The organism is Caldisericum sp. (assembly GCF_049967455.1).
Lineage (GTDB): Bacteria > Caldisericota > Caldisericia > Caldisericales > Caldisericaceae > Caldisericum > Caldisericum exile_A.
In genome coordinates, this window is record NZ_JBMFSR010000008.1 from 12,513 (window position 1) to 37,147 (window position 24,635).

The window sequence follows — 24,635 nt, forward strand, 5'->3', positions numbered from 1 at the left end:
AGCACAATAATTTTTTTTCATAATTCCTTCATAATTGTAACTAAAATATAAAATAGAATTAATAAAAAATATTACCTTTAGGAGTTTAAAATGAAGAAAACATTTTTAGAAATTGGATCAATAATATTGGCTATTATGAGGTTGTAGCAGTGCAAATTTGAATAGCGAAGGCTATGTAAATAATAACCTACCAATCAATTCAACTGAGGTTTCGGTTTCGCATACAACGACAACACAAACAACTACTGACCTTACCAATATAGAAAAGGATGGAATTCTATACATGGTTGAAGAGGAGAAACTTGCTCACGATGTATACTCATATCTATATGACTTATGGGGTTTAACAATATTCAAGAATATTCAAAGTTCTGAGCAAACTCACATGAACGAAGTTTTAGGACTTATTGAAAAGTATGGACTTGTTGCACCATCAACTCTTTATAAACAGGGAGTTTTTACAGACCCTCATCTTCAGCAGTTGTATAATGATTTAACCACACAAGGTTCTAAATCTATTGTTGATGCACTTAAGGTTGGTGCTCTTATAGAAGAAACCGATATTATTGACCTTAAATCTTATATTAATAATACAGACAAAAACGACATAAAAACTGTTTATACAAATCTTATGAATGGCTCAAAAAATCATCTTAGGGCTTTTGTTAGTCAACTGTCCTCAAATGGTGTTAAATATGCCCCTGTTCTTCTTTCGGTTGAAGAGTATAACGCAATAGTTGGAACTTCAAATGGGAGTTCTAAAGGTAAAGGAAATTTCGGTAAATCTGGAGGTCACTAATGGAAACAAGAAGGAGAATTCTTAATATAAACCTTCTTATAGTAAAAATTAAAGCAATACTTTCGACTCTTATTCTCCTTCTTTTTATACCTGTCACTTTTTCTGGGATTGGTCTTTACTTTGCACCTTCAGGTAGAATTGCAAGAATAACCAATTGGACTTTTTTAGGCTTTTCAAAAGAAAGTCTTGAGGCTATGCATAATGTTCCTGGAATGGTTTTTGGAGCTCTTGTTGTTATACATCTTTTACTAAACTTTAAAATTTACAAAAATGAGATAATTTGTTTAATAAGGACAAAAACTTAAATATAAGAAACTAAAAGATTTTTAATGGGCTCGATTCTATAAATCGAGCCCTGTTTTTATAAATAGGTTTTTTCTAATAATGCTCTTTAAAAAAGAAAAATTTTTTAACTTTATGGAACTTTTTTGAAATTGCCTGTATCTAATTAGTGGAGGTGAAGGAAATGAATAAAAAATTATTAGTATTATTTGTAGTAATTGCGATTTTGACAGTTGTTTTTATTGGTGGAAGAACCCTTCCGAAGGGTGTTGCAACTGCTGATTCTGATCCTATGAACCACACAATTTCTGTGACAGGGGAAGGTTATGTTGAAGTTGTGCCAGATGTTTCTTACCTTAATTTTGGAGTCTTCTTTGAAGATCCAGATCCAGCAAAAGCAATGGATGGACTTGCAATAAAGGCAAATGGAATTATGGATATCCTTTTGAAGCAAGGTATTGCAAAGGAGAAAATTAAAACAACAAATCTAAATCTCTCTCCTATTTATTCATACAATCCACAAACAGGCAAATCAACTCTTGAAGGCTATAGAGCATCTGAAAACTTTCTTGTTGAAACAAAGATAGAAGAAGTAGGTAGAATTCTAAGCGCCATTGTAAAAGCAGGTGTTAACGATATTGGTGGTATTTCTTTTGATGTCTCAAACAAAGAGGATCTTAAACTTAAAGCAATCGAGAATGCTATGCAAAATGCACGTGCAAAGGCTGACGCATCGTTAAAGAACACAAACTACAAAGTTACAGGTATTAAGTCTATTTCTATTGAATCTATAAATTATCCTCAGCCTATCTTTAAATCATTTATGGCAGGACAATCTGAAACTAATGTACCCGTCCAAGGCGGAACATTAAAGGTAAATGTTAATGTGCAGGTTGTATTTACGTTTGACTAAAATTTAGGGAGTTTTTTAAAGCCGGATTTCTATCCGGCTTTTTTAATTTTTACGAGGTTAAGTTCTATAAATGTCTTTAATTTCTTTAAAAACGTTATATAATCGATGTTTTCCTCTTTAAGTATTAAAGCAACAGGCATTCCTTTCCCGAGCTTACTTAAAAACTTTAAGTCACTTCCCGATATTGAAATAGATTCAAGATTTGTTTCGTGAGATAACTCAAATTCAGTATCATCAAAGATCTTGCTATTTAAGTCTGAAAGTTCTTCTTTTATTTTTAGTCCTTCTGTAATTAGGTCAAAAAATGGTTTTGAGATTGTTATATATTTAGAGTTTAACATTTCTTTGAATTCAAATGTGCCTTTTGCTTCGATGAAAGCTTCAAAAAGGGCATTTATTCCACGTTCATAGTGAGGAGAAAATGCATGGTATATGCTGTCTTTGTTAATATAAATTCCATACTGTCCGTGAGCGCCTTGAATATCAATTCTTCCAAATTTTTTCGATTGGTTTATAGCCTGCAGGAGTTCTTCAAGCGAAAAACTTTCAAGAGAACCTTTCATTAGACTCTTTTATGCCTCTTTTGAGTCCTCTATCTTGAAACGCCTTCTTTCTTTAAATTCTTCCCTTTTTCCGTTATTCCAATGCTGTACGGGTCTTAAATAACCAACAGGTCTTGACCAAATTTCACAACGAGTCCTTAACTCTTCTCTAATGATAGTGCCATCTTCAAGAACAAGGTCACCTTCTCTTAACACTTTCTCTTCCATCTCTTCCTCCTTCTTTTAAATTATATACAGAAATGTAAAAAAGAAAAAATTTTTAATCATTTAAAAAATTCTTATTAAAAGTATATAATACTAATGAAAATACAAAATTTATGAAAGGAAGGGGGTAGTGAAAATGAAGAAGTTTATTTCGGTTTTTGTAGTACTGTTTTTACTTGTCACGTTTATTCCAGCTCTTCCCAAACAACAGTTTGCAAATGCTACAACCTATGGTAATGTTGATTTAGATGTACTTGTAGAAAGGGGTGTTCTTCAGGGTTATCCTGATCAAAGTCTTCATCTTGAGCGCACTCTTACAAGAGCTGAATTTGCCAAAATGATAGTAAAGGCATTTCCTTACGACTTTATCCCATGGTTTAACCTTTCGAAGTATACCTTTAAGGACACACCAAAAGATTTCTGGGCATCTCCTTACATTGAAACACTTGCAAGGGCAAAGGTCTTTATGGGGTATCCAGATGGCACATTTAAACCAAACAGTCCTATTACACTTGATGAAGCGGTTTTGGTTCTTTCAAGGGCTCTTAAGATTACAAATCCACAAGCAGAAAATGTGATCTCAAATTTCAAAGATGCAAATATGCTTCTTCCTGAGGCAAAAGATTTTGTAAATTACTTTGTAAAAATGGGATTTTATAAACCTACAGGTGATACACTTGGTGCAGGAAAACCAATAACAAGAGAGGCGTTTGCGCATATGCTTGCATCTTCAAGATTCCCTGTTATAACAATACTACATACAAATGACTTCCATATGTATTTACTTGGTTCAACCGATAAAGACAAGAAACCTATTGGTGGAAGCGCAAGGATTTATACAGTTGTTAAAGAGGAAAGAGCATATAATCCGGATAGAACACTTCTTGTTGATGCAGGAGATGCAATTGGCGGTGGTCCTCCAATTGGAGCGTTCTTCTACGGGAAGGACGTAATTGAGGTTTACAATGCAATGGGTTATAACTATGCAACATTTGGGAACCATGAATTTGATTGGGGAAAAGATGTCCTTGCAGAAAGGGTATCAGAGGCAAAATACACATACATCTGCTCCAATGTCATTGATACAAAAACAAATTCTACTTTTATGAGCAAACCCTATGATATAAAGTCTTTTGGCTTTGTAAAGCTTGGTCTCTTTGGGCTTGAAAATCCACAACTTCCAATACTTGTTAATCCAAACGGGCTTCAAGGACTTGAGATTCTTGACCCAGTAAAGACTGCAACAAATGTTGTTTCAACATTAAAAGATAATTCAAACTTCATAGTGCTTCTTTCACATCTTGGGTATTCTGCAACAGACTATTACACTGGTGATATTGGTGACGTGCAACTTGCAAGCAAGGTCAATGGAATAAACCTTATCATTGGTGGGCATACTCACACGGTTCTTGATAAGCCAACGATTGTAAATGGGACATACATTGTTCAGACGGGTTCATATGGAAACAATCTTGGTGAAGTCAAACTCTATTTCGAGGCAAAAGCCGATTCGGTAAGGCTTGCAAAAATTGACTACAAATTAATTCCAATCAATGGCGATATTAAAGAGGATGAGGGAATTCTCTCAATTATTAAACCCTATAACGATGAAGTAAGTAAGAAGATGTCAGAGGTAATTGGTGAAGCACTTGTGGATCTTGACGGTTCAAGACCAAATATAAGAATTAAAGAAACAAACCTTGGCGATTTCATTGCGGATTGGATGAGAGAAATTTCAAGTGCAGATATTGCAATTACAAATGGTGGTGGCATTAGAGCCTCTATTCCTAAAGGACCCATAAGTGTTGGGACAATCTATACCGTGCTTCCTTTCGATAATCTTATAGTGATGCTTGATTTGAAAGGCTCCGATGTTCTTGCGGCACTTGAAAATGGGTATTCACAAGTTGAAGCACAAGCTGGAAGATTTGCACAAATTTCAGGGATACGAGTAAAAGTAGATCTTACAAAGAAGCCTGGAAGTAGAGTTGTTGAAGCAAAACTTTTAGACGGCACACCTATTGATCCAAACAAAGTTTACAAAGTGGCAACAAATGACTTTATGGCAGCAGGTGGAGATGGCTATACTGTGTTTAAGAATGCGCTTTCCATTAAAATTGTAACTGGAAATTATATGAGAGATGATCTTGTAAACTACATTAAAGCACATCCAAAGGTGTATAAAGAAGTTGACGGAAGAATAACATTTGTAACACCATAAGAAACTTTATATAAATATCAAAAGGGGGCTCATGAGCCCCCTTTTAAAGTTTTTATGAGTAGCTACTCACTCGAAATACTTTATATTTTCTTCATTAAAGATATTTGGTGCAATTGAGGAAACCTGCTTAAACATTTCCTCAGCCATTGCTCTTATCTCCCACTGAGCGTGTGGATCAAGGCGAAGTTTAAAAAAGTGCATTAATTCTCTTGCATTTGCAGTTGCAACCATTTTGGTTTCTGTTGCATTAGGCAGAACAAATCTTGCATCTTCCTCAGGAATTTTTAATAAGAGAAGTTTTTTGTATGATTCTTCTATTAACTCTAAAGTTTTTTTAAACACTTCAAGTGCATCAGAATTATTCTTGATTGATGGAGGAATTATAAATGTTGGATTGTCGTATTTCACATATCTTTGAGATTGCTGTGTAAATGAAAAAAATCTATGCCTTACAAATTGATGTGAACAAGATCGTGAGATGCCCTCAATTACAAATGTGAAACTTATATGCTCAAACACAGAAAAATGCCCCAATTTAAGTGCAAGGTTTATGAGGTGCACGATGTCTTCGCTTTTGAGATTTAAATCTTTTACGGAACCCTGATAGCGAGACTGCCTCATTGCAGTCGCAACAGTTATTTCCGGATTAGGAGTATAGTTAATAAGAGTAACAGATACCCTGCCCTCAAGCACAGAACACCCCCAAATCTTCAGTTTTTAAAAATACTCTAAAAACTATTTGCATCTACTTTCTAAATGTCTATTTTCAAATCCACGTTAATCTTAGCAGGTTTTTTATTATTTTCAAGCTCTCCCCTTTTTGCTTTCTCTTTTAGCTCTTCATCGCATAGAGGACAAAATTCATGCTCACCTGCTATATATCCATGCTTAGGGCAAATTGAGAATGAGGGAGTAATGGTAATATATGGGATTTCGAAGTTTTCTAATATCTTTTTCACAAATATCTTAGCGGAATTAGGATTGTAAAGTCTTTCTCCTAAGAAGAAGTGAATGACAGTGCCTCCTGTATACAACCTTTGAACCGGCTCCTGAAGCTCAGCAAGTTCAAATGGGTCATCTGTATAGTCTACAGGGAGTTGTGTTGAGTTAGTATAGTAAGGGTTTTCTTCTGTCCCCGCAGTCACGATATCAGGATAAATTTTTTTGTCCTTCACTGCTAATGAATAAGATGTTGATTCTGATGGTGTTGCTTCGAGATTAAACAGGTGTCCTGTATCTTCCTGGAACTGCTTTAGTTTTTCTCTTATATGAAGCATTACATCAACTGCAAATTGAATACCTTTTTGCGTTCCCATATGAACTGATCTGTCAAAAAGCATTTGTAAGGCTTCGTTCATACCTATAATGCCAATTGTTGAAAAGTGATTATCCCAATAATGTCCTGTGGATTCTTTTATAGATTCAAGATAGATTCTTGAATATGGGTAAAGTCCCATTTCGGTAAATTTTTCAACTGCATTTCTTTTCTTTTCAAGTCCTTCTTTTGAGGCTTCAAGTATTTCATCAAGCATTGCATAGAATTCGTTAATATTGTGATTTGAAAGGTATGCAATACGAGGAAGATTAATTGTGATGACGCCCACGCTTCCTGTGAGCGGATTTGCACCAAATAGCCCTCCGCCTTTGTTTTTTAGCTCTCTTGTCTCCAAACGAAGCCTGCAGCACATTGACCTTGCATCTTCCGGTCTTAAATCCGAACGGATGTAATTTGCAAAGTATGGGGTCCCATACTTTGCCGTTGCAGCCCAAACAGGTTCAAGCACTGGATTATTCCAATCAAAGTCCTTAGAGATATTAATTGTTGGTATTGGAAACGTAAAAGGTCTTCCATGCCCATCGCCTTCAATAAATACCTCAAAAAGTGCCTTGTTTATAATATCCATTTCTTTTTGAAACATGCCGTAGGTATATTCCTTGATTGATCTTCCTCCAATAACAACAGGTTTGTCTTTCAAAAGCGGATGCGGCGTTAAATCAACCGTTATATTGGAAAATGGAGATTGTCCACCTGTTCTCATTGTTTGGTTCATGTTATATACAAATTCTTGAATTTGCTGTTTTACCTCTTTGTAGGATAAATTATCAAAGTATACAAAGGGAGCAAGAAGAGTATCAAAAGATGAAAATGCCACTGCACCTGCCGCTTCGTTTTGGAGTGTAAAAAGGAAATTCATCATTTGTCCTAAAATTGATGAAAAGTGTTTGGCAGGGGTAGAATAAGGTTTTCCCGGAACACCGCCAAAACCACGTTTAATAAGGTCTTCAAGGTCCCAGCCGACACAATAGGCAGTTAGTGAAGAGAGATTATGAATATGTACAAAGCCATCTCTATGGTAATCTGCAATCTTCTTGGGATAGACCTTTTCAAGCCAATAAATCTCTTCTGCCTTTCCTGTAATATATGCCTTTAATCCCTGTATTGAGTAGTCAATGTTCGCATTTTCATGCACTTCCCAGGTTTCTTCTCCTATGTATTGGTCAAAGAGTTCAGGTATGTTAAGATGTTTTCTTAATTCTCTAAGTTCTCTTCGCTTCTCTCTGTAGATGATAAATGCCTTTGCAGTTTGAAAGAATCCTTTTCGCATTAATACTTCTTCAATTTTGTTTTGAATGACTTCAATGTTTAATGGTTCTTCTTCGTCAATAAGTTCATTTACAACAATGTTTGTTAGGTAGTTAGCTGTTTCTACCCCAAATTCATGTGTTGCAATTCCTGCCTTTTCAATTGCTTTAGTTATCTTCTCTTTTTCAAAAGGCACAATTCTTCCATCTCTTTTTTGGACAAATTTTATCATTTCTATCACTCCTTTATATGCATAGGATAAGAGAAATTGGTCTAAAATCAAATACTCTATAAAAATAATCTTTAAAAACTTAAGTTTAACAAAGTTTCTTTTTAAAAAATTGTAAAGCTTCGGGGCGCTTTAAAACGTCAAATTTTTCGAAAAAAGTACCAAAAATATAAAATTACCCTAAAAACCTCTTGACATAAAGTAAAATTCGTATATATTAGAATTAAGCAAGTATTTATGCGGTGTTGTTGAAAGATACTGCATAAATACTTGAAAATAGCGTTATTAAGAAAGGAGGTGAAAATTGATGAACAAGCCAGAACTCATTACAGCAATTGCTGAGAAGACCGGAATGAAGAAGAAAGACGTCGAAGCAATGCTCGATGCATTTATCGATGTCGTGAAGGAGACTCTCAAGAAAGGTGACAAAGTAGCACTTATTGGCTTTGGAACCTGGGCAACAAGAGAGAGAGCAAAGAGGAACGGTGTTAATCCCAGAACCGGAAAGAAGATCTCAATTCCAGCAAAGGTAGTTCCTTACTTCAAGGTCGGTAAAGAATTGAAGGACGCAGTTTCTAAGTAGTTTCCTAAGCCTTATCTTTCTTTGTGGGGGGTGATGCCCCCCTTTTATATTTTAGAGCTTTTTAAAAATGAATCAATAAATTTCTCAAAGTAAAAAATTACCTCTTGACTTTAAAGTTTTTTTTCATATAATTCTTTCAATAAATTTATAAGGGGTTAAAAAAAACTTAAGAGGAGGCGAAGGATGAGTAAAAAGGCATTAGTTGTGCTACTACTCATTGTAGCACTTGTAAGTACAACATTCACGGGGTGTAAGACGGCCCAAGGTCCAAGCGTTATCAAGATTGGAGGTATTGGTCCTGTAACAGGAGACTCATCTACTTTTGGTGTATCAACAAGAAATGGCTATGAAATGATGATTGAGGAGTGGAACGCAAAAGGTGGAGTTCTTGGTAAGAAAGTTGAACTTGTATTTGCAGATGACAAAGGAGACCCAACAGAAGGTGCAACAGCAGCACAGAAACTCATTAATGAGGACAAGGTTGTTGCAATTGCAGGTACAGTTATGAGTAAGGTTTCTCTTGCAATTGCTCCTATTTGCCAAAACGCAGGAATTCCAATGGTTTCACCCACTTCAACTAACCCAAAGGTTACACAAGTTGGTGATTATATCTTCAGGGCCTGCTTCATTGATCCATTCCAGGGTACTGTTGGTGCAGTGTTTGCATACAATAACCTTAAAGCAAGAAAAGCAGGTGTTCTTTTTGACAACAGTAACGACTATACAAAAGGACTTGCAGAATTCTTTAGGGATAAGTTTACTTCACTTGGTGGACAGATTGTTGCATTTGAAGGACATCCAGCAGGTACAACAGACTTTACTCCGTTCTTAACAAAAATTCTTGCAGGATCTCCTGATGTAATTTATTGCTCTGATTACTACAGCGATGATGGTCTTATGGCAAAGCAAGCAAGACAACTTGGGTACAAAGGACCATTCCTTGGTGGCGATGGTTGGGATTCACCAGACTTAGTTAAAATTGGTGGAGATGCAGTTAATAACTCTTATTTTACAAACCACTTCTCCAAGGATGATCAAAGACCTGAAGTGCAAGAGTTTGTCAAGAAATATACCGCAAAATATGGTGAAGCACCTGATGCGCTTGCAGCTCTTGGATATGATGCAATGGGACTTATCCTTCAGGCAATTCAGAATGCAGGTTCAACTGATGGCGCAAAAATAAGAGACGCTTTGAAAAACATCGAATATCATGGAGTTTCGGGTTTGATTAAGTTTGATGAAAACAGGAACCCTGTTAAGCCTGCAGTTATTATTAAGATAGAAAACGGTAAACAGGTATATGTAACAACAGTTAACCCATAGTTTATCTTGAGGCAGGGGAGTATCTTCCCCTGCCATTTTTGAAAGAAGGTGAAAAATGAGCGGGATATTTAATCTTCAACAGTTAATAAATGGTATTCAACTTGGAAGTGTCTATGCATTGATTGCTATTGGTTACACTCTTGTCTATGGTATTATCAAGTTGGTTAACTTTGCGCATGGCGATTACTATATGCTTGGTGCATATGCCGCATATTTTGCAATTAATTTTTTAATTGCTGAGCGTCTTGGACAAACATCTTTAATAGTAATTGCCCTTCTTGTAAGTATGACAATAGGAGCCTTAGCCGCATTTCTTGCAAATAGAATTGCATATAGAAAATTAAGATATAAACCAAGGCTTTCAGCACTTATCACAGCCATAGGTGTTTCAATGTTTATAGAGTATTTTACTTCAGCAATTCCTGCAATTGGACCTTCATATAGACCGTTTCCTCAATTTATTTCCATTAAAGATTTTAATATAGGAACAGTGCATTTTACGAATTATCAGATAATTAATGTTTCGATTGCAATTGTTTTGATGTTGATATTAACTTACATCATATTTTATACAAGGCTTGGTATGGCGATGAGGGCTTCTTCACAAGATAAAGATGCATTAAGGTTAATGGGAATTGATCTTGAAAAAATAATAGATCTTACCTTTATTATTGGTGGTGCTCTTGCAGGTGCTGCTGGTCTTCTTTCTGGACTTACTTATCCAAGGATTCTTCCATATATGGGCATTGTCCCTGGATTAAAGGCTTTTATTGCTGCAGTTTTAGGTGGTATAGGAAACATTGTCGGTGCTATGATTGGGGCGTTTATACTTGGTATTGCTGAGGTTTTAGGTTATGCGATTAACTCAATTATTGGGGAAGGGATTGCTTATGCAATCTTAATTGTTGTTCTCATATTCCTTCCTCAAGGACTATTTGGAAAGAAGACAGGAGAAAAGGTGTAATATGAAACTGCTAACTAAGAATAGATTACTTTTTATTTATAGTCTTATTATTTTTGTAGTAATTCAGGTTCTTTATTCTCTGGGTGTATTAAATAACTACTATATGCAAATAATAGATATTGCCCTTATTAATATTATTCTTGCAACAAGCCTAAACATCATTAATGGTTTTACGGGACAATTTTCTTTGGGACATGGTGGATTTATGGCCGTTGGTGCATACACGGCAGGTGTTCTTACAACCTTGATATTTAAGGTATCACAGATGCAAACGCTTCCTAAGTTTGCATTATTCTTTGTTGCAATTATTCTTGGAGGCATCCTTGCTGCTGTTATTGGAATACTTCTTGGAATTCCAAGTTTGAGGCTTAGAGGCGATTATCTTGCTATTGCCACCCTTGCCTTTCAAGAAATTGTAAGAGTTAGTATAAACGCTATTGACTACGTAGGGGGACCAAGAGGTCTTTTGGGAATTCCGAGACTTTCAACATTTCCTGTGATCTTCTTTACTGCTTTAATATCAATTTTTGTTTTGAAAAATGTTGTCTATTCAACAATAGGAAGAGCAATGAAGTCAATTAGAGAGGATGAAGTTGCATCTGAACTTGTTGGCGTTAATACAACAAAATACAAAGTAATGGCGTTTTCAATTGGTGCGTTTTTTGCAGGTGTTGCAGGTGCGTTGCTTGTACATGTTTTACAACTTGCACACCCAACTATGTTTGGTTTTACAAGTCCTAGTATTGCAGGACCATTGAGCATTCTCGTTATGGTTTATATTGGAGGTGCAGGAAGTCTAAGTGGATCAATTATTGCGGCAGTTGTTCTTACTGTGCTTTCTGAATTGTTGAGACTTGGAATAGATGCATTGAATGGGCTTCATATTTTACCATTCACAGTCGGACCTGAATGGAGAATGGTCTTGTATGCCGTACTTCTTATTGTTGTAATGCTTTATAGAACTGAGGGTATTATGGGACAAAAAGAATTTGGAGTACTTGTACCAGAAGAGGAGGAAAAAAATGCAACGGGTGGTTCTTAAACTTGATTCTATAACTCACTATTTTGGTGGTCTTCGTGCTGTGCATAACTTTAATTTGGAGCTTCCTGAGGGTGCACTGTGGGGGTTAATTGGACCAAACGGAGCGGGTAAGACAACAATTTTTAACCTAATCACTGGTGTTTATATTCCTACAGAGGGAAAAATATATTTTTATGATAGAGATATTACCACATACAAACCACACGAAATTGTAAGCATTGGTATAGCAAGAACATTCCAAAATTTAAGAATTTTTGGAAATCTTACAGTTCTTGATAATATCCGTATTGCAGGACACTATAGGTTAAGATATGGACTTGTAGATTCAATAATTCGTACACCTTCATATTACAGAGAGGAAAAGTCAATAACAGAGGAAAGCCTTGAACTTCTTGAACTCTTCAAACTTAAGGATAAGGCATATTTGCAAGCAAAAGCACTTCCCTATGGTGAATTGAGAAGACTTGAGATTGCAAGAGCCCTTGCAACTCATCCTAAACTTCTTCTCCTTGATGAACCTGCTGCAGGAATGAACCCAAAAGAAGTTTCAGAACTTATGGAAATGATTCTATGGATTAGAAACAAATTTAAGGTTACTATATATCTTATTGAACACCACATGCAGGTTGTAATGGGTATTTGTGAGAGGATAAAAGTGATGGATTTTGGTGAAACAATTGCTGAAGGAACACCCACAGAGATTCAAAACAATCCTCGTGTAATTGAAGCATATCTTGGGAGGAGAGCAAATGTTAAAGGTTAATAATCTTGAAGTTTACTATGGTGCAATAAAGGCTCTTAAAGGTATTAGTTTTGAAGTTATGTCTGGGACAATTGTAACTCTAATTGGTGCAAATGGAGCAGGTAAAACCACAACCTTAAGGACGATCTCAGGACTTGTAAAGCCAAGATCTGGTACAATATTCTTTAAAGATATTGATATAACAAAAATGGAACCTCACGCAATTGTTCAACTTGGCATAGTGCATGTCCCTGAAGGACGAAGAGTCTTCCCTGATTTGACTGTAAGAGAAAATCTTGAACTCGCTGCCTGGACTTTGAAGGATAAAAACAGATTTAAAGAAAAACTTGAAGATGTTTTTGAACTTTTCCCAAGGCTTAAAGAAAGAGAAAAACAACTTGCGGGAACTCTTTCAGGTGGGGAACAACAGATGTTAGCCTTTGGGCGTGCGCTTATGGTAGATGCAGATCTTGTTATGATGGATGAACCTTCAATGGGGCTTGCACCAGTTCTTGTTGAGGAAATTTTTAACACGATTGTAAAAATTAATAAAGAAGGTAAAACAATACTTCTTGTTGAGCAAAATGCAGAAATGGCACTCGAAATAGCTCACTATGCATATGTTCTCGAGGTTGGTAATATCACTTTTGAAGGTCCTGCAAAAGAGGTAAAAGAAGATCCAAAAGTAAAGGCTGCATATCTTGGCGCATAATAGTTTTTAAATTGAGATTATGGGCACAGATTTAGTGCCCGTTTATTATTTTAAAATGCTTTCAACAATTTCTTTTATCTTTGCGCCGTCGACAATTCCTTTAAACTTTTCCATTGCAAATTTCATTACCTTTCCAAAATCCTTTTTGTCCTTTGCGCCAGTTTCATGAATGATTTTTTCAATTTCTGCTTTAATTTCCTCTTCGCTTGGAAGCTTTGGCAAATAACTCTTAAGGATTTCGAGTTCCTTTTCTTCTTTGGATAGTAAATCTTGTCTTCCAGCCTGTTTATACATTTCGATTGCTTCTTCTCTTTTCTTGATCTCCTTTCTTATAATCTCAATAAGATCGGACTCTTCTAATTCATTCTTTACGTTCTTTAATTCAATTTCCTTGTATTTGATTTGAGATCTTAACATATTTAATACACTTGCTTTGATTTCATCCTTTTCTTTCATTGATTGAATGTAATCCTTCTGAATTTTTTCTAATAATTCCATTTTTACCTCCTTACAATCTATTATATTTTATGAAATTCTATGCTATAATATACTCAGATATGGAAAGTTTTTTGTTTTCTATTTCTATATTTAGAAATATCATTTGTCTATTATACGCTCTTTCAATATTTATTATCGTTATAATAGGAAGCAAATACTTTACTATAGGGACTCTTAAAGGGTCCCTATATTTATTTTAAGGAGGGTTGAATGAAAGTTTTTGTTGTTAATCCTGGCTCAACTTCAACAAAGATTGCAGTATTCGAGAATGAGAATTCACTTTTTGAAAAGACAATAAGGCACTCTTCAGAGGAACTTAAAGACTTTAAGAGCATCATTGATCAGTATGATTTTAGGGTTAATGTTATTGAAAAGGAATTAAAAGAAAACGGGTTTGATTTAAGAGATTTTGACGCATTTGTGGGGCGGGGCGGGCTTTTGCATCCAATTGAATCAGGGACATACAGAGTAAATGATGACATGCTTAAAGATCTTATGGAGTGTAGGTATGGTGAACATGCTTCAAACCTTGGTGCAATAATTGCCTATAACCTTGCGCAAAAAGTTCATAAGCCTGCATATATTGTTGACCCTGTTGTAGTTGATGAAATGGAGCCTCTTGCTCGATATTCTGGTCTTAAAGGGATAGAAAGAAAATCAATATGGCATGCCCTCAATCAAAAAGCAGTTGCAAGGAGAGCCGCAAAAGATCTTGGAAAGCGATATGAAGATGTGAATCTCGTTGTTGTTCATCTTGGAGGTGGAATTTCTGTTGCAGCGCACAAAAAAGGAAGGACTATTGATGTAAATAATGCTCTTAATGGCGATGGTCCCTTTGCGCCTGAGAGGGCAGGTGGGCTTCCTACAATTAGTCTTGTTGATTTGTGTATGAGTGGGAAATATAGCTATGAGGAAATGAAAAAAATGCTTGCAGGAAATGGTGGTCTTGTTTCTCATCTTGGAACAAACAATGCCTTAGAAGTGGAAGAACGTATAGAAAAAGGCGATAGTTATGCGAGACTCGTATATGAAGCAATGGCATATCAAGTTGCTAAAACTGTTGGAGAGATGGCAACAGTACTTTACGGTGAAGTCGATGCGATTGTTTTAACTGGTGGGATTGCAAGATCTCAAATGCTTACAGATTGGATAAAGGAAAGAGTTAGTTTTATAGCCCCAGTTTTGATTTATCCTGGTGAAGACGAGATGCGCGCACTTTTAGAAGGTGCATTGCGCGTTTTGAGAGGAGAGGAAAAAGAAAAAATCTATGAAAGAATTTGATGTAAGAAAACTTTTGAAAAAAAGGACACAAATAATCACAGGGCGCATTGGCTCTGGTAAAACCGAAATTGCAATAAACCTTGCAATAAAATTAAAAAATTTAGAAATCCCTGTTAAACTTTTTGATTTAGACATTGTAAAACCTTATGTTAGAATAAGAGATGTGGAAAGTAAATTAAAGGAATACAATCTTGACCTTGTTTTACCTCCGCCTCTAACAAGAGCTCTTGATGTACCTGTTTTCCCAAGAGATATTGTATCGCAACTTATGGATAAGGATTCTTATCATGTAATTGATGTTGGCGGAGATGCATATGGTGCAGGAAGCATTGCCCAATTTAGAAACTTCTTTGAAGATTCTTACAATATGCTTTTTGTGGTGAATACAAAAAGACCTTATACTGAAACAAAAGAGCAAATTCTTAAAGAATTAGAAACCATTCAAAATGCATCAAAGTTAAAGGTAACACATCTTATTTTAAATACAAATTTACGGTGGGAGACTACAAGAGAGATTATAAAAGAAGGATATGAGGTTCTTAAAAAAGTTTCTGAGGAGTTGTCGATTCCTATAATTTTTGCAGTTATTGATGAATCAAAAACAGATTTAGTTGATTCTCTTGATTTGGATGTATTTCCGATAAAGTTATTTATAAGTCCAATTCCAATATAAGGAGGTAAATTTAATGGAACCAAAGGTAATTATTGACGAAGAGAGGTGTAAAAGTTGCGGACTCTGTGTAAGTGTTTGTCCAAAACAGGTTTTAAGGATTTCTAACAAAATCAATCTTAAAGGTTATCACCCCGTTGAGCTTTTTGACAACGAGGGATGCATTTCTTGTGGCTTCTGTTATATTATCTGTCCCGACAAGGCAATTGTTGAAGTAAGAAGACCTGAAAAGGTCCAGGTTTAGTGGAGGTTATTATGGGAGAAAGGCTTTTAATGAAAGGTGCAGAGGCAATTGCCGAAGCAGCGATAAGAGCAGGCGCTCAGATTTTCTTTGGTTATCCAATTACTCCTCAAAATGAAACCCCTGAATATTTCTCAAGAAGGATGCCCGAATTGGGTAGAAAGTATGTTCAAGCTGAAAGTGAAGTTGCTTCTATCAATATGGTTTATGGTGCAGCTTCAACTGGCACAAGAGTTATTACTTCATCTTCAAGCCCTGGTATAAGTTTGATGCAGGAAGGTTTTAGCTATATTGGAAATTCCAATGTACCATGCGTGGTTGTCAATGTTATGCGTGGTGGTCCTGGCCTTGGAAATATTGCTCCAGCGCAGGCTGATTACTTCCAGGCAACAAAAGGTGGTGGACATGGCGATTACCATTCCATAGTGCTTGCCCCTCATACAGTACAAGAGCAGTGTGATCTTATGTATGATGCCTTTGAACTTGCAGAAAAATACAGAATTATGGTTGTTGTCCTTTCAGATGGATTATTGGGTCAGATGATGGAACCGGTTGAATTTAGAGATTGGGTTGATGTAAGTAAGTTTAAAACACCGGATTGGGCAATTGTAGGGAAGGGCGATAGACAAAGAAATCTCATATCTTCTTTTGATCTTGAACCTGAAGGTCTTGAAAAGATGAACCTTGCACTACAAGAGAAGTATAAAAAGATTGCCGAAAATGAGACAAGATATGAGCTCTTTATGATGGATGATGCAGAATATGCCCTTACTGGGTTTGGAACTGTTGCAAGAATAATGAAAACAACAGTCAAAATGTTGCGTGAGAAAGGTATAAAAGCTGGTTTAATAAGACCAATTACTGTTTGGCCTTTCCCATATAAAGTTTATGAAGAATTTGCAGATAAAGTAAAATTCTTCTTTGATGTTGAAATGAACGAGGGACAGATGCTTGAGGATGTAAAACTTGGAGTAAATGGCAAGAAACCTGTCCAATTTTATGGTAGATTTGGCGGAGTTGTGCCTACGGCAGAGGAAATTTACAAAGCATTTAGATTGCATTTAGGAGGTTACTAATGAAGGTTATCTATAAAGCACCAGAGACATTCACGAAAAAGCCAACAACTTATTGTCCTGGTTGTACGCATGGGATTGCACACCGTATAATTGCAGAGTTGTTAGAAGAGATGGACTTGGTTAAAAAGGCAGTCATAATTTGGCCTGTAGGGTGCGCTGTCTTTGGATATGATTTTATTGACACTGATGCAGCAGTTGCCGCTCATGGAAGGGCTTGTGCGATGGCAACAGGTGTAAAAAGAGCCCATCCTGAAAGCTTTGTAATTACGTATCAAGGAGATGGTGACCTTGCTTCAATTGGAATGGCAGAAACAGTCCATGCTGCAGCAAGAGGAGAATTAATCACGACAATTTTTATTAATAACGGAAACTTTGGTATGACCGGAGGTCAAATGGCTCCAACTACGCTTATAGGACAGGTTACAACAACATCACCATATGGAAGAAAACCTGAAGTTTCAGGATTTCCAATTCATGTAGCGGAAATGCTTGCAACTCTTGATGGCCCTGCTTACATTGCAAGGGCATCTTTAGATTCTCCACAGCACATAAACCAGGCAAAGAATTTTATAAGGAAGGCTTTTAAAGCACAGTTGCTTGGGTTAGGTTATTCACTTGTGGAACTTGTTTCAACATGTCCCACAAACTGGAAGATGACACCTGTTGAATCTCTTGAGAGAGTGAGAAGAGAGGTTCTTCCTGTATTTCCTATAGGTGAATTTAGAGTTGTAAAGGGGGTAGAATAACATGGAAAAAGGAGTAGTTATAGCAGGTTTTGGTGGTCAGGGTGTAATGCTTGCAGGTGAGATTCTTGCCGAGGCAGGAAAAGATGAGGGGAAATTTGTTACATTTCTTCCCTCCTACGGACCAGAGCAGCGGGGCGGTACTGCAAACTGTCATGTAATTGTATCTGATGAGGAAATTGCCTCTCCTGTAATTGATAGACCAGAAGCTGCAATTATTCTTAACCTACCATCTTTGGATAAATACGAGCCTTTGATGAAAGAAGATGGAATTATGATTCTCAATAAAACTCTTATCCCAAGAGAGGTAAAGAGGTCTGATGTAAGAGTACTCCAAATTGATGCGCACGATGTTGCACGTAAGCTTGGCTCAGAAAGGGTTGTCAATATGATACTTTTGGGCGCTTATGTTGAAATTGAAAGACCCGTTTCAATTGATTCCATTAAAGAAGCTCTTAAAAAGTATCTTACTGGAAGAAAGGCAGAACTTCTTGAGGTCAATATAAAGGCTGTTGAGGAGGGAAGTAAGATTGCAAAGGAATTTTTAGGGGGTTAAAATGAAGACAATAAAACCGGAAGAACTAAATCCAGAACCGGTTGAATTTAATGGGGCTTATATCCCTGGCGTGACAATTCGGTGGCTTATTAAAAAAGATGATGGGGCAGAGCGTTTTGCAATGCGATATTTTGAGTTAGAGCCCGGGGCAGTTATTCCTGAGCACCATCATGAATGGGAACATGAAATATTTATTCTTGATGGGAAATTAGTCATTACGGAAGGTAGCGAGGAAAAAATCGTTGAAAGTGGAACAGCAGTATTTATAAAACCCAATTTACCGCACTCTTACAAAAATATTGGAGATACTAAAGCAAAAATGCTTTGCCTAATTCCTTACTTAAAAATCTAATATGGATTTTGTGGGGAAGTCCATATTGGTTGTGGGTGGCTCTTCTGGTATAGGAAGGGCCACTTCCTTAATTCTAAATAGTCTTGGTGCAAAGGTCCTTGCAACCGGAAGGACAAAGGAGCACATTGATGAAACCTTGCAATCAGGCCCTCGTATAACTTTTGGTAAGTTTAATCTCCCCAAGGATTCCGATAAAGTTGTGAATTGGGTTAAAGAGAATTCAGATATTCTACATGGTGTTGTTTTTTCACAGGGAGTTATTTTTACCGAGCCCTTCGAAACTTTTAGAACTCATGAACTTGAAGAGATGTTTAAGGTAAATGTTGAATCCTCCTTTATAATTTTAAGGGATTTGATTCCATTGTTTAAAGAAGGTGGAAGTGTTGTTTTTATATCCTCAGTTGATGCATTTTTTGGAGAAAGTATCCCTTCTTCTGGATATGCCTTAACTAAATCTGCTATAATAGGTTTAACACATGCTCTTGCATATGAGCTTGGAAAGTATAACATTAGAGTTAATAGTATAATGCCGGGGCTTATAAGGACAAATATGACAGAGGATTTTTTTAAAAACGAATTTGATAATGAAAGAAATGAATTTATAAAACAGATTCCTCTTAGGCGCGCAGGGACTCCTGAGGAGGTTGCAAAACTCATAGTATTTTTGCTCTCTGACGATGCCTCATATATTACAGGTGATAGTATTTTTATTGACGGAGGGTATCATACGGCATGAGATTCTTTCATCTTGCAGATCTCCATATAGGGTTTCCTTTAAAAAATGGTGAAAATAATTTTAATTTTCAAAATACGCTTGACTTCATTGTTGAAAAGGCAAAAGAATATAAAGTTGATTTGGTTATAATTGCAGGTGATGTGTTCCACAAAAGAGATCCCGAAGTAAAAGATGAGAAACTCTTTGCAAGGTTTGTAAGCTCACTTGCGGGCTTGGGCATTGAAATTTTGATAGTAACAGGTAATCATGAAGGAGCACCATTTAGAGATCGATCAATACACCTTGACCTATATAATGAGCTTCCTCTTGAATTCATTCATATAAGTAAGATGCCCGAAGTTTTTAACATCAAAGGTTTTAATTTTTTGACACTTCCATATCCCTTTAAAACAAACATTCTTGCAAAAGAGGAGTTTAGAGATTTAAGTGAAGATGAAGTATTGGCAAAGTTAAACGTGAAGTTGCTTAAAATTATTGACGAACTTTTAGGAAATATTAATGACAGAAATAATATCCTTGTTGCACATATTCCTGTAGCGGAGGGAACTGTTGGATTTGAACAATACATAAATTTCTCTAAAGACCTTCCTCTTTCAATTGATGAACTTGACAGGGAAAACATAATTTATTTTGCTTTAGGACACCTACACAAGAACCAGATTTTAAAAAGCAGAAAATGGGAACATACGTTTGCTTATCCTGGTTCTTTAGATAGGCTTGATTTTGGTGAAGAAAACGATCGGAAGGGATTCTTTTTGGTAGAAGTTTCTGATTCTTTAAAGGACATTGAATTTATAGAGAATCCATTTTCTCGCAAGTTTTATACAGTTGAAATAATAGACGATAACTCATTTGAAAGTGTTGATTTTGAAAGGGCAAAGGAATCAATTGTGCGTGTAGTTGTAAAAGGGAATCTTGAAGATGAGGGAAGATTAAAGATACTCATCAATAAACTCAAGGAGATTTCGTATGTATTTACGCAGGTATTCGATGAGAGGTCCGAAAATACAACAGTTTTGCCCTCAATTTACGAGGTAAAAGACCCAATAAAAGCGATTGAAGAGTATCTTGACAAAACTTCAGATCCACGATACAAAAAAGTGAGAGACCAGATTCTTGAAGAAGCACGTAATATTATGGAGCGTATAGATGAATAAAAGAAAAGGTCTTGCAAGTTTAGGCGTTGTTGCCTTGATTGCCGTTATGATTCTTGATACGCTTGTGTTATTATCGATTCCTCCAAACCCATCTGATAGCATTCTTCGTGCAAAATTTATTGAAGTTGCAAAGAAATATAATATTCCATCTGTGATATTAATGGGAATAGCCTATACAGAATCTGGATGGAAACAGTTTGACGCAAGTGGTAATCCCATAATTCACACTAATACCGACGGCTCAATTGACATTGGCATTATGCAAATAAACTCAAAGGGTAGATCTGACATTGACAGGTTAAAGACGGATGTTTTCTACAATATCGAAGTTGGTGCAAAGATTCTTGACGGAAAATGGAAAATTACTCCTGCAATTGGTGATTCTGATAGAAATATCCTCGAAAATTGGTATTACGCAATCTGGGCTTATAACGGATTTTCATATATAAACCATCCTGCAAATCCAAATGGGAGATATTATCAGGATAAAGTTATTGATAACATTGCAAGGCTCATAATAGGAGACGATGGTCAACCTCTTTGGACACCAGTTAGCATTACAAAGCCAGATCCATCTAAAATTACAAATCCACCGACATACATTGATACGCCCACCCCATACCACTTTGGAGATCTCTATGAGAATCCGACTGACAATGCTCGTGTTGTTCAAGCAAATACTGACCTTATAATGCCTACAAATTCAGATGTGCATCTTCAATTCATCATCCAAAATGTTGGCACATCTACGTGGAGTCCAACGATATTTAATAATCCATATTCTGTAAAACTTACCCTTGTAGGAGGGAATACAAAGATTGAAAAATCTATTCCTATCTCAAATAGAGTTCAACCAGGAGAAACTTACCTTTGTGATTTTGTGGTGTCTGTGGGCACTCCCAATAATTATGAAATAACAGTCGAATTCTTTAACGGCAAGAATCCATTTGGGCAAAAAGTTAAATCAAGTATTACTTTTGCAAACTTTTCAGTTTTAGACCAAAATAATTCTAACCAAACTGTCTCAAACTACACGATAAATCTTAATTACAAAACTGATCTAAATGTGAATTTTATACCCTATCTATTTGTAAAATATGTAAGTAATACGCAAACCTTATCAACTGATTTAGTTCAAGGCATCAATACAAACGGACAAATTTCGTTCTCAATTCTACCTAACTTTAAAGTCCCTTCAAGTGTAACTCTTGAGACATATCTTGCGTTTTCTACTTCAAGTAATTTGACTAATACATTCTCATATTTCTATAAGGGGAGTTATACAATTTCTTTTAACCCTACCGATGGAATAATCTTGGATTCTTATCCAGCAGCCTTAATAACTGTAGATGGGAACTCTACAAACTTAACTACACGTGCATTTGTGCCACTTACATTGGGAAATCATACCATTTCGCTTACAAAAGATGGTTATAATACATATACCTTAAACTATAACTATTCAAGTTTTGATTATGTTTTTGTAAATCTTGCCCAAAGCACAAATAATAAACCACAGGCAAGCCTAACTAATGTTGATTTTCAAATGCTTAATCAAAATGAATCAAAATTTGTAAATGTCCTTATAAGCGCGCCTGATACGAATACCATAATGTTTTTAATGTCAACTTCAAAGATGTTTTCATTTTATCCTGCATCGATAAAAGGAAAAGGCGTTATAACAGTTATCGCTGATGCAAGATGGGGAAACGTGGGTACAAATACTGGAAGCATTACATTCTCTTACAATGGCGTGAAAAATGCAATTAATTTGACAGCATCAGTTCAGGTTATTGGTGCAAGTCTTAAAGCAAACCCAGCAAGTCTTACAGTGAGAGTGCCTGATTTAATTTCTTTTGATGTTATTTTAAATACAGATACGCCACTAAAAAATATATCTTTCAAAGTTGATTATCCACAGAATAACCTTGAATTTGTAAGTTTTAATTCCTCTTATCTTGTAAAATCTAATGACTCACTTACCTTTACAGGTGATGTATCGAATGTTCAAAGTGGCTCTTCAATTTTAACGCTTACTTTTAAGGCAATCTCTGAAAGTGCGGATAAAGTCCTTATAAACTTTGCAAATCTCACTGCGACAAACGAAACAAAGGTTAATGTATATGCAACGCCTTTTGAACTTAAAATTTTACCACCTTTTGTAAAACCTTCAAAGGTTACAGGTATCACACTGATAAATAATGTATCAAAGGTTGAATTTTCGTTTAGTGAAAGTATAGCTGGGTCGTATAGAATAAAAGATTACGAAATCTACCGAAGCAAAACAAATGATCTATTAACTGCAATGTATGTTGGGGAAACGACTAATACACGTTTTACAGACTTAGGGCCATTTGAACAAAATAATACTTACTACTATTGGGTTATAGCAGTTGACGAAAAGGGAAATTCATCAGATCCATCGGATACATTTGTTGTTAAACCAATTGTTTTTTCGGATACAAAAGTAAATGCAGTGAAACTTGAGTTTTATATTGGTTCTCCTTATTATTACATAAACGGCATTCAAATGAAGATGGATACCTCGCCTATTATTCTTGGAGGAAGAACATTTGTCCCTGTAAGATTTATTGCAGAGCCGCTCTACGCTCAGGTTATTTGGAGGGGAGAGACAAAAACTGTCATTGTTGCACTTAAAGATAAAATAATTGAACTATATATAGGGAATCCACTTGCCTCAATTAACGGTGTTCAAACAGCAATTGATAAGGATAACCCTCAGGTTGCGCCGTTCATAAAGGATGGAAGAACGATGCTTCCATTAAGATTTATTGCAGAAAATTTTGGCGCAGAAGTGCTTTGGGATAGTGTTAATAAAAAGGTTACGATTCTTTACAATTCAGCAACACATTGAGGTGATATTATGAAAAAGGTTGAAGTTCATGAAGCTATAAATAAGCCTCTTGCAACTGATGTTACAATGATTGAAGACTTCAAGAAGAGCGTTCTTTTTAAAAGAGGTCATATTATTTCTGAAAGTGATATTCCAAAACTTCTTTCAATTGGAAGACACTATGTATGGATCGAAGATGAAGATAGTAGTCTTGTCCATGAAGATGATGCGGGAATCTTTTTAATGGAATCAATTAAAGGGGATAATCTTGGCTTTACTTTGCCTCAAGAGTCAAAGGTAAAGCTTATTGCTGAAACTGACGGCGTTTTAGTTGTGAATACTCAAGGACTTTTCAAGATAAACGAAATTGAAGATGTTGTTGTTGCAACTAAGCGTCCTTTTACTTTTGTTAAAAGTAGGACACCTGTTGCAATTGGAAAAATTATGCCTAAGGAAATCTCGAAAGAAATCCTTTTAGAAGTTGAAAATATTGCAAATATGTATAAGCCTATTGTTGATTTAAAACCGATTACTCCTCACAAAATTGCACTTTTTCCTGTTGGAAACGAATTTATTGAAGGTTTAAGAGAAGAGGTTTTGAGTTTTAAAATTAAAGAATATCTTGAAAGTCTTGGGCAGGAAATTGTTTTAAGGGAGATTCTTCCAGATAATGATGAAAAAATTAAAGGCGCTGGATTAAAGGCATTTGAGAAAGGTGCAGATATTGTGATTTATATGGGAGGAATGGCAGTTGACCCCGACGATAGAACTGTTCCAGGAATTAAACTTATGGGAGTTGAAGTTGTAAAATATGGTGTCCCAATTTTTCCTGGATTTACCTTTCTTTTAGGTTATTTAAAGGATAAGGTTGTACTTGGTATTCCTTCCTCTTCAGGCATTACAAAAGAAGGCACAAGTTTCCACTTCATTATGCCAATAATTTTGTCCAATTATCGAATAACAAAAAACGATCTTATCAAGTTTTCTCTTGGTGGATACCTTACTTAGAGAGATGTATAAGGCTATTTTTATGTTTTTCCTTATTTAGAAAAGAGGCACACCTCTTTCTAACTTACTCCTATGGCTTCTCTTGGACTTCCCTAAAAGGAGGAGAATCCTCGTCGCTTCGTTCCTCGGATTGACAATTCTTTGATGTATTTTGGGGGAGTTTTGAGGGGGGGTTTGTTGCCCCCTCAAAATAATTGTCATATCGAGCGAAGCGAGATATCTCCTCTGTTTATATTGAAGGGATAAAAGTCCCCCTTCGAACTACCCCAAAAGGAGGAGAATCTTCATCACTTCGTTTTTCG

At 36.0% G+C, this 24,635-nt stretch carries 26 protein-coding genes; 21 read left to right on the forward strand and 5 right to left on the reverse strand.

The window, feature by feature from the left end; all coding sequences use genetic code 11:
- Window positions 1-157: 157 nt before the first annotated feature.
- The 3 genes from ACP5SP_RS03580 (at window position 158) to ACP5SP_RS03590 (ending at window position 1,994) form a co-directional block, all read left to right on the forward strand.
- Window positions 158-799 (forward strand): DUF2202 domain-containing protein, encoded by a 642-nt coding sequence (locus ACP5SP_RS03580; RefSeq protein ID WP_428076053.1) that lies wholly within the window; start codon window positions 158-160, stop codon window positions 797-799.
- Window positions 799-1,104: a DUF4405 domain-containing protein gene (locus ACP5SP_RS03585; RefSeq protein WP_424586793.1), complete on the forward strand. Its 306-nt coding sequence runs from the start codon at window positions 799-801 to the stop codon at window positions 1,102-1,104. Before ACP5SP_RS03580 ends, ACP5SP_RS03585 begins: the two co-directional genes overlap by 1 nt.
- 161 nt (window positions 1,105-1,265) lie before the next feature.
- The gene (locus tag ACP5SP_RS03590; protein WP_424586792.1) at window positions 1,266-1,994 is read left to right on the forward strand and encodes an SIMPL domain-containing protein; all 729 of its coding nucleotides are present in this window, start codon (window positions 1,266-1,268) and stop codon (window positions 1,992-1,994) included.
- Window positions 1,995-2,023: 29 nt separating this feature from the next.
- Here ACP5SP_RS03590 and ACP5SP_RS03595 read toward each other — a convergent pair whose 3' ends face one another.
- Both ACP5SP_RS03595 and nrdD read right to left on the reverse strand, forming a co-directional pair.
- On the reverse strand, window positions 2,024-2,557 hold the full coding sequence (locus ACP5SP_RS03595; RefSeq protein WP_424586791.1) for a DUF4388 domain-containing protein: 534 nt from the start codon (window positions 2,555-2,557) through the stop codon (window positions 2,024-2,026).
- Between the two features lie 9 nt (window positions 2,558-2,566).
- The gene (nrdD, locus tag ACP5SP_RS03600) at window positions 2,567-2,764 is read right to left on the reverse strand and encodes an anaerobic ribonucleoside-triphosphate reductase (RefSeq protein WP_416085199.1); all 198 of its coding nucleotides are present in this window, start codon (window positions 2,762-2,764) and stop codon (window positions 2,567-2,569) included.
- Between the two features lie 133 nt (window positions 2,765-2,897).
- Between nrdD and ACP5SP_RS03605 the strand changes: the two genes are divergently transcribed.
- Window positions 2,898-4,982, forward strand: a complete 2,085-nt coding sequence (locus ACP5SP_RS03605) for a 5'-nucleotidase C-terminal domain-containing protein (RefSeq protein WP_416085200.1) — start codon at window positions 2,898-2,900, stop codon at window positions 4,980-4,982.
- A gap of 66 nt (window positions 4,983-5,048) precedes the next feature.
- On the opposite strand, the gene thyX is transcribed toward ACP5SP_RS03605, so the two are convergent.
- Together thyX and ACP5SP_RS03615 are read right to left on the reverse strand one after the other, a co-directional pair.
- A complete protein-coding gene (thyX, locus tag ACP5SP_RS03610) occupies window positions 5,049-5,675 on the reverse strand; it encodes an FAD-dependent thymidylate synthase (protein WP_416085201.1) in 627 nt (208 codons plus the stop codon).
- A gap of 59 nt (window positions 5,676-5,734) precedes the next feature.
- Window positions 5,735-7,798 (reverse strand): ribonucleoside triphosphate reductase, encoded by a 2,064-nt coding sequence (locus ACP5SP_RS03615; RefSeq protein ID WP_428076054.1) that lies wholly within the window; start codon window positions 7,796-7,798, stop codon window positions 5,735-5,737.
- A 304-nt stretch (window positions 7,799-8,102) separates the two neighbouring features.
- Between ACP5SP_RS03615 and ACP5SP_RS03620 the strand changes: the two genes are divergently transcribed.
- From ACP5SP_RS03620 to ACP5SP_RS03645, 6 genes are all read left to right on the forward strand, one after another.
- On the forward strand, window positions 8,103-8,378 hold the full coding sequence (locus ACP5SP_RS03620) for an HU family DNA-binding protein (protein ID WP_416085262.1): 276 nt from the start codon (window positions 8,103-8,105) through the stop codon (window positions 8,376-8,378).
- Window positions 8,379-8,561: 183 nt separating this feature from the next.
- Window positions 8,562-9,701 (forward strand): ABC transporter substrate-binding protein, encoded by a 1,140-nt coding sequence (locus tag ACP5SP_RS03625; RefSeq protein ID WP_428076055.1) that lies wholly within the window; start codon window positions 8,562-8,564, stop codon window positions 9,699-9,701.
- 55 nt (window positions 9,702-9,756) lie between these two features.
- Window positions 9,757-10,665: a branched-chain amino acid ABC transporter permease gene (locus tag ACP5SP_RS03630; RefSeq protein WP_416085204.1), complete on the forward strand. Its 909-nt coding sequence runs from the start codon at window positions 9,757-9,759 to the stop codon at window positions 10,663-10,665.
- A 1-nt stretch (window position 10,666) separates the two neighbouring features.
- Window positions 10,667-11,707 carry a branched-chain amino acid ABC transporter permease gene (locus ACP5SP_RS03635; protein WP_428066711.1) on the forward strand — a complete coding sequence of 347 codons (1,041 nt, stop codon included), beginning with the start codon at window positions 10,667-10,669 and terminating at the stop codon, window positions 11,705-11,707.
- Window positions 11,688-12,470 (forward strand): ABC transporter ATP-binding protein, encoded by a 783-nt coding sequence (locus tag ACP5SP_RS03640; RefSeq protein ID WP_424586885.1) that lies wholly within the window; start codon window positions 11,688-11,690, stop codon window positions 12,468-12,470. The genes ACP5SP_RS03635 and ACP5SP_RS03640 overlap by 20 nt, the downstream gene beginning before the upstream one ends.
- Window positions 12,457-13,161 (forward strand): ABC transporter ATP-binding protein, encoded by a 705-nt coding sequence (locus tag ACP5SP_RS03645; RefSeq protein WP_416085207.1) that lies wholly within the window; start codon window positions 12,457-12,459, stop codon window positions 13,159-13,161. The genes ACP5SP_RS03640 and ACP5SP_RS03645 overlap by 14 nt, the downstream gene beginning before the upstream one ends.
- A 45-nt stretch (window positions 13,162-13,206) precedes the next feature.
- On the opposite strand, the gene ACP5SP_RS03650 is transcribed toward ACP5SP_RS03645, so the two are convergent.
- Window positions 13,207-13,659: a GatB/YqeY domain-containing protein gene (locus tag ACP5SP_RS03650; RefSeq protein WP_416085208.1), complete on the reverse strand. Its 453-nt coding sequence runs from the start codon at window positions 13,657-13,659 to the stop codon at window positions 13,207-13,209.
- 210 nt (window positions 13,660-13,869) lie between these two features.
- On the opposite strand from ACP5SP_RS03650, the gene buk reads away from it, so the two are divergent.
- Genes buk through ACP5SP_RS03705 form a run of 11 tightly spaced genes read left to right on the forward strand, consistent with a single transcriptional unit; the run spans window position 13,870 to window position 24,333 of the window.
- The gene (gene buk, locus ACP5SP_RS03655; RefSeq protein WP_428076056.1) at window positions 13,870-14,940 is read left to right on the forward strand and encodes a butyrate kinase; all 1,071 of its coding nucleotides are present in this window, start codon (window positions 13,870-13,872) and stop codon (window positions 14,938-14,940) included.
- Window positions 14,927-15,613 carry an ATP-binding protein gene (locus ACP5SP_RS03660; RefSeq protein WP_424586887.1) on the forward strand — a complete coding sequence of 229 codons (687 nt, stop codon included), beginning with the start codon at window positions 14,927-14,929 and terminating at the stop codon, window positions 15,611-15,613. The genes buk and ACP5SP_RS03660 overlap by 14 nt, the downstream gene beginning before the upstream one ends.
- Before the next feature lie 13 nt (window positions 15,614-15,626).
- The gene (locus ACP5SP_RS03665; RefSeq protein ID WP_416085211.1) at window positions 15,627-15,854 is read left to right on the forward strand and encodes an ATP-binding protein; all 228 of its coding nucleotides are present in this window, start codon (window positions 15,627-15,629) and stop codon (window positions 15,852-15,854) included.
- A gap of 11 nt (window positions 15,855-15,865) precedes the next feature.
- Window positions 15,866-16,927 carry a 3-methyl-2-oxobutanoate dehydrogenase subunit VorB gene (locus tag ACP5SP_RS03670; RefSeq protein ID WP_428076057.1) on the forward strand — a complete coding sequence of 354 codons (1,062 nt, stop codon included), beginning with the start codon at window positions 15,866-15,868 and terminating at the stop codon, window positions 16,925-16,927.
- On the forward strand, window positions 16,927-17,673 hold the full coding sequence (locus ACP5SP_RS03675) for a thiamine pyrophosphate-dependent enzyme (RefSeq protein WP_416085213.1): 747 nt from the start codon (window positions 16,927-16,929) through the stop codon (window positions 17,671-17,673). The genes ACP5SP_RS03670 and ACP5SP_RS03675 overlap by 1 nt, the downstream gene beginning before the upstream one ends.
- Window position 17,674: 1 nt before the next feature.
- On the forward strand, window positions 17,675-18,226 hold the full coding sequence (locus tag ACP5SP_RS03680; RefSeq protein ID WP_416085214.1) for a 2-oxoacid:acceptor oxidoreductase family protein: 552 nt from the start codon (window positions 17,675-17,677) through the stop codon (window positions 18,224-18,226).
- 1 nt (window position 18,227) lies between these two features.
- A complete protein-coding gene (locus tag ACP5SP_RS03685) occupies window positions 18,228-18,578 on the forward strand; it encodes a cupin domain-containing protein (protein WP_424586888.1) in 351 nt (116 codons plus the stop codon).
- 1 nt (window position 18,579) lies between these two features.
- On the forward strand, window positions 18,580-19,314 hold the full coding sequence (locus ACP5SP_RS03690) for an SDR family NAD(P)-dependent oxidoreductase (protein WP_416085216.1): 735 nt from the start codon (window positions 18,580-18,582) through the stop codon (window positions 19,312-19,314).
- The gene (locus ACP5SP_RS03695) at window positions 19,311-20,471 is read left to right on the forward strand and encodes a metallophosphoesterase family protein (RefSeq protein WP_424606964.1); all 1,161 of its coding nucleotides are present in this window, start codon (window positions 19,311-19,313) and stop codon (window positions 20,469-20,471) included. Before ACP5SP_RS03690 ends, ACP5SP_RS03695 begins: the two co-directional genes overlap by 4 nt.
- Window positions 20,464-23,346, forward strand: coding sequence for a stalk domain-containing protein (locus tag ACP5SP_RS03700; RefSeq protein WP_424586891.1), 2,883 nt, complete (start codon window positions 20,464-20,466; stop codon window positions 23,344-23,346). The genes ACP5SP_RS03695 and ACP5SP_RS03700 overlap by 8 nt, the downstream gene beginning before the upstream one ends.
- Before the next feature lie 9 nt (window positions 23,347-23,355).
- Complete coding sequence (locus ACP5SP_RS03705) at window positions 23,356-24,333, forward strand: molybdopterin-binding protein (RefSeq protein ID WP_416085219.1); 978 nt, start codon at window positions 23,356-23,358, stop codon at window positions 24,331-24,333.
- Window positions 24,334-24,635: the final 302 nt, after the last annotated feature.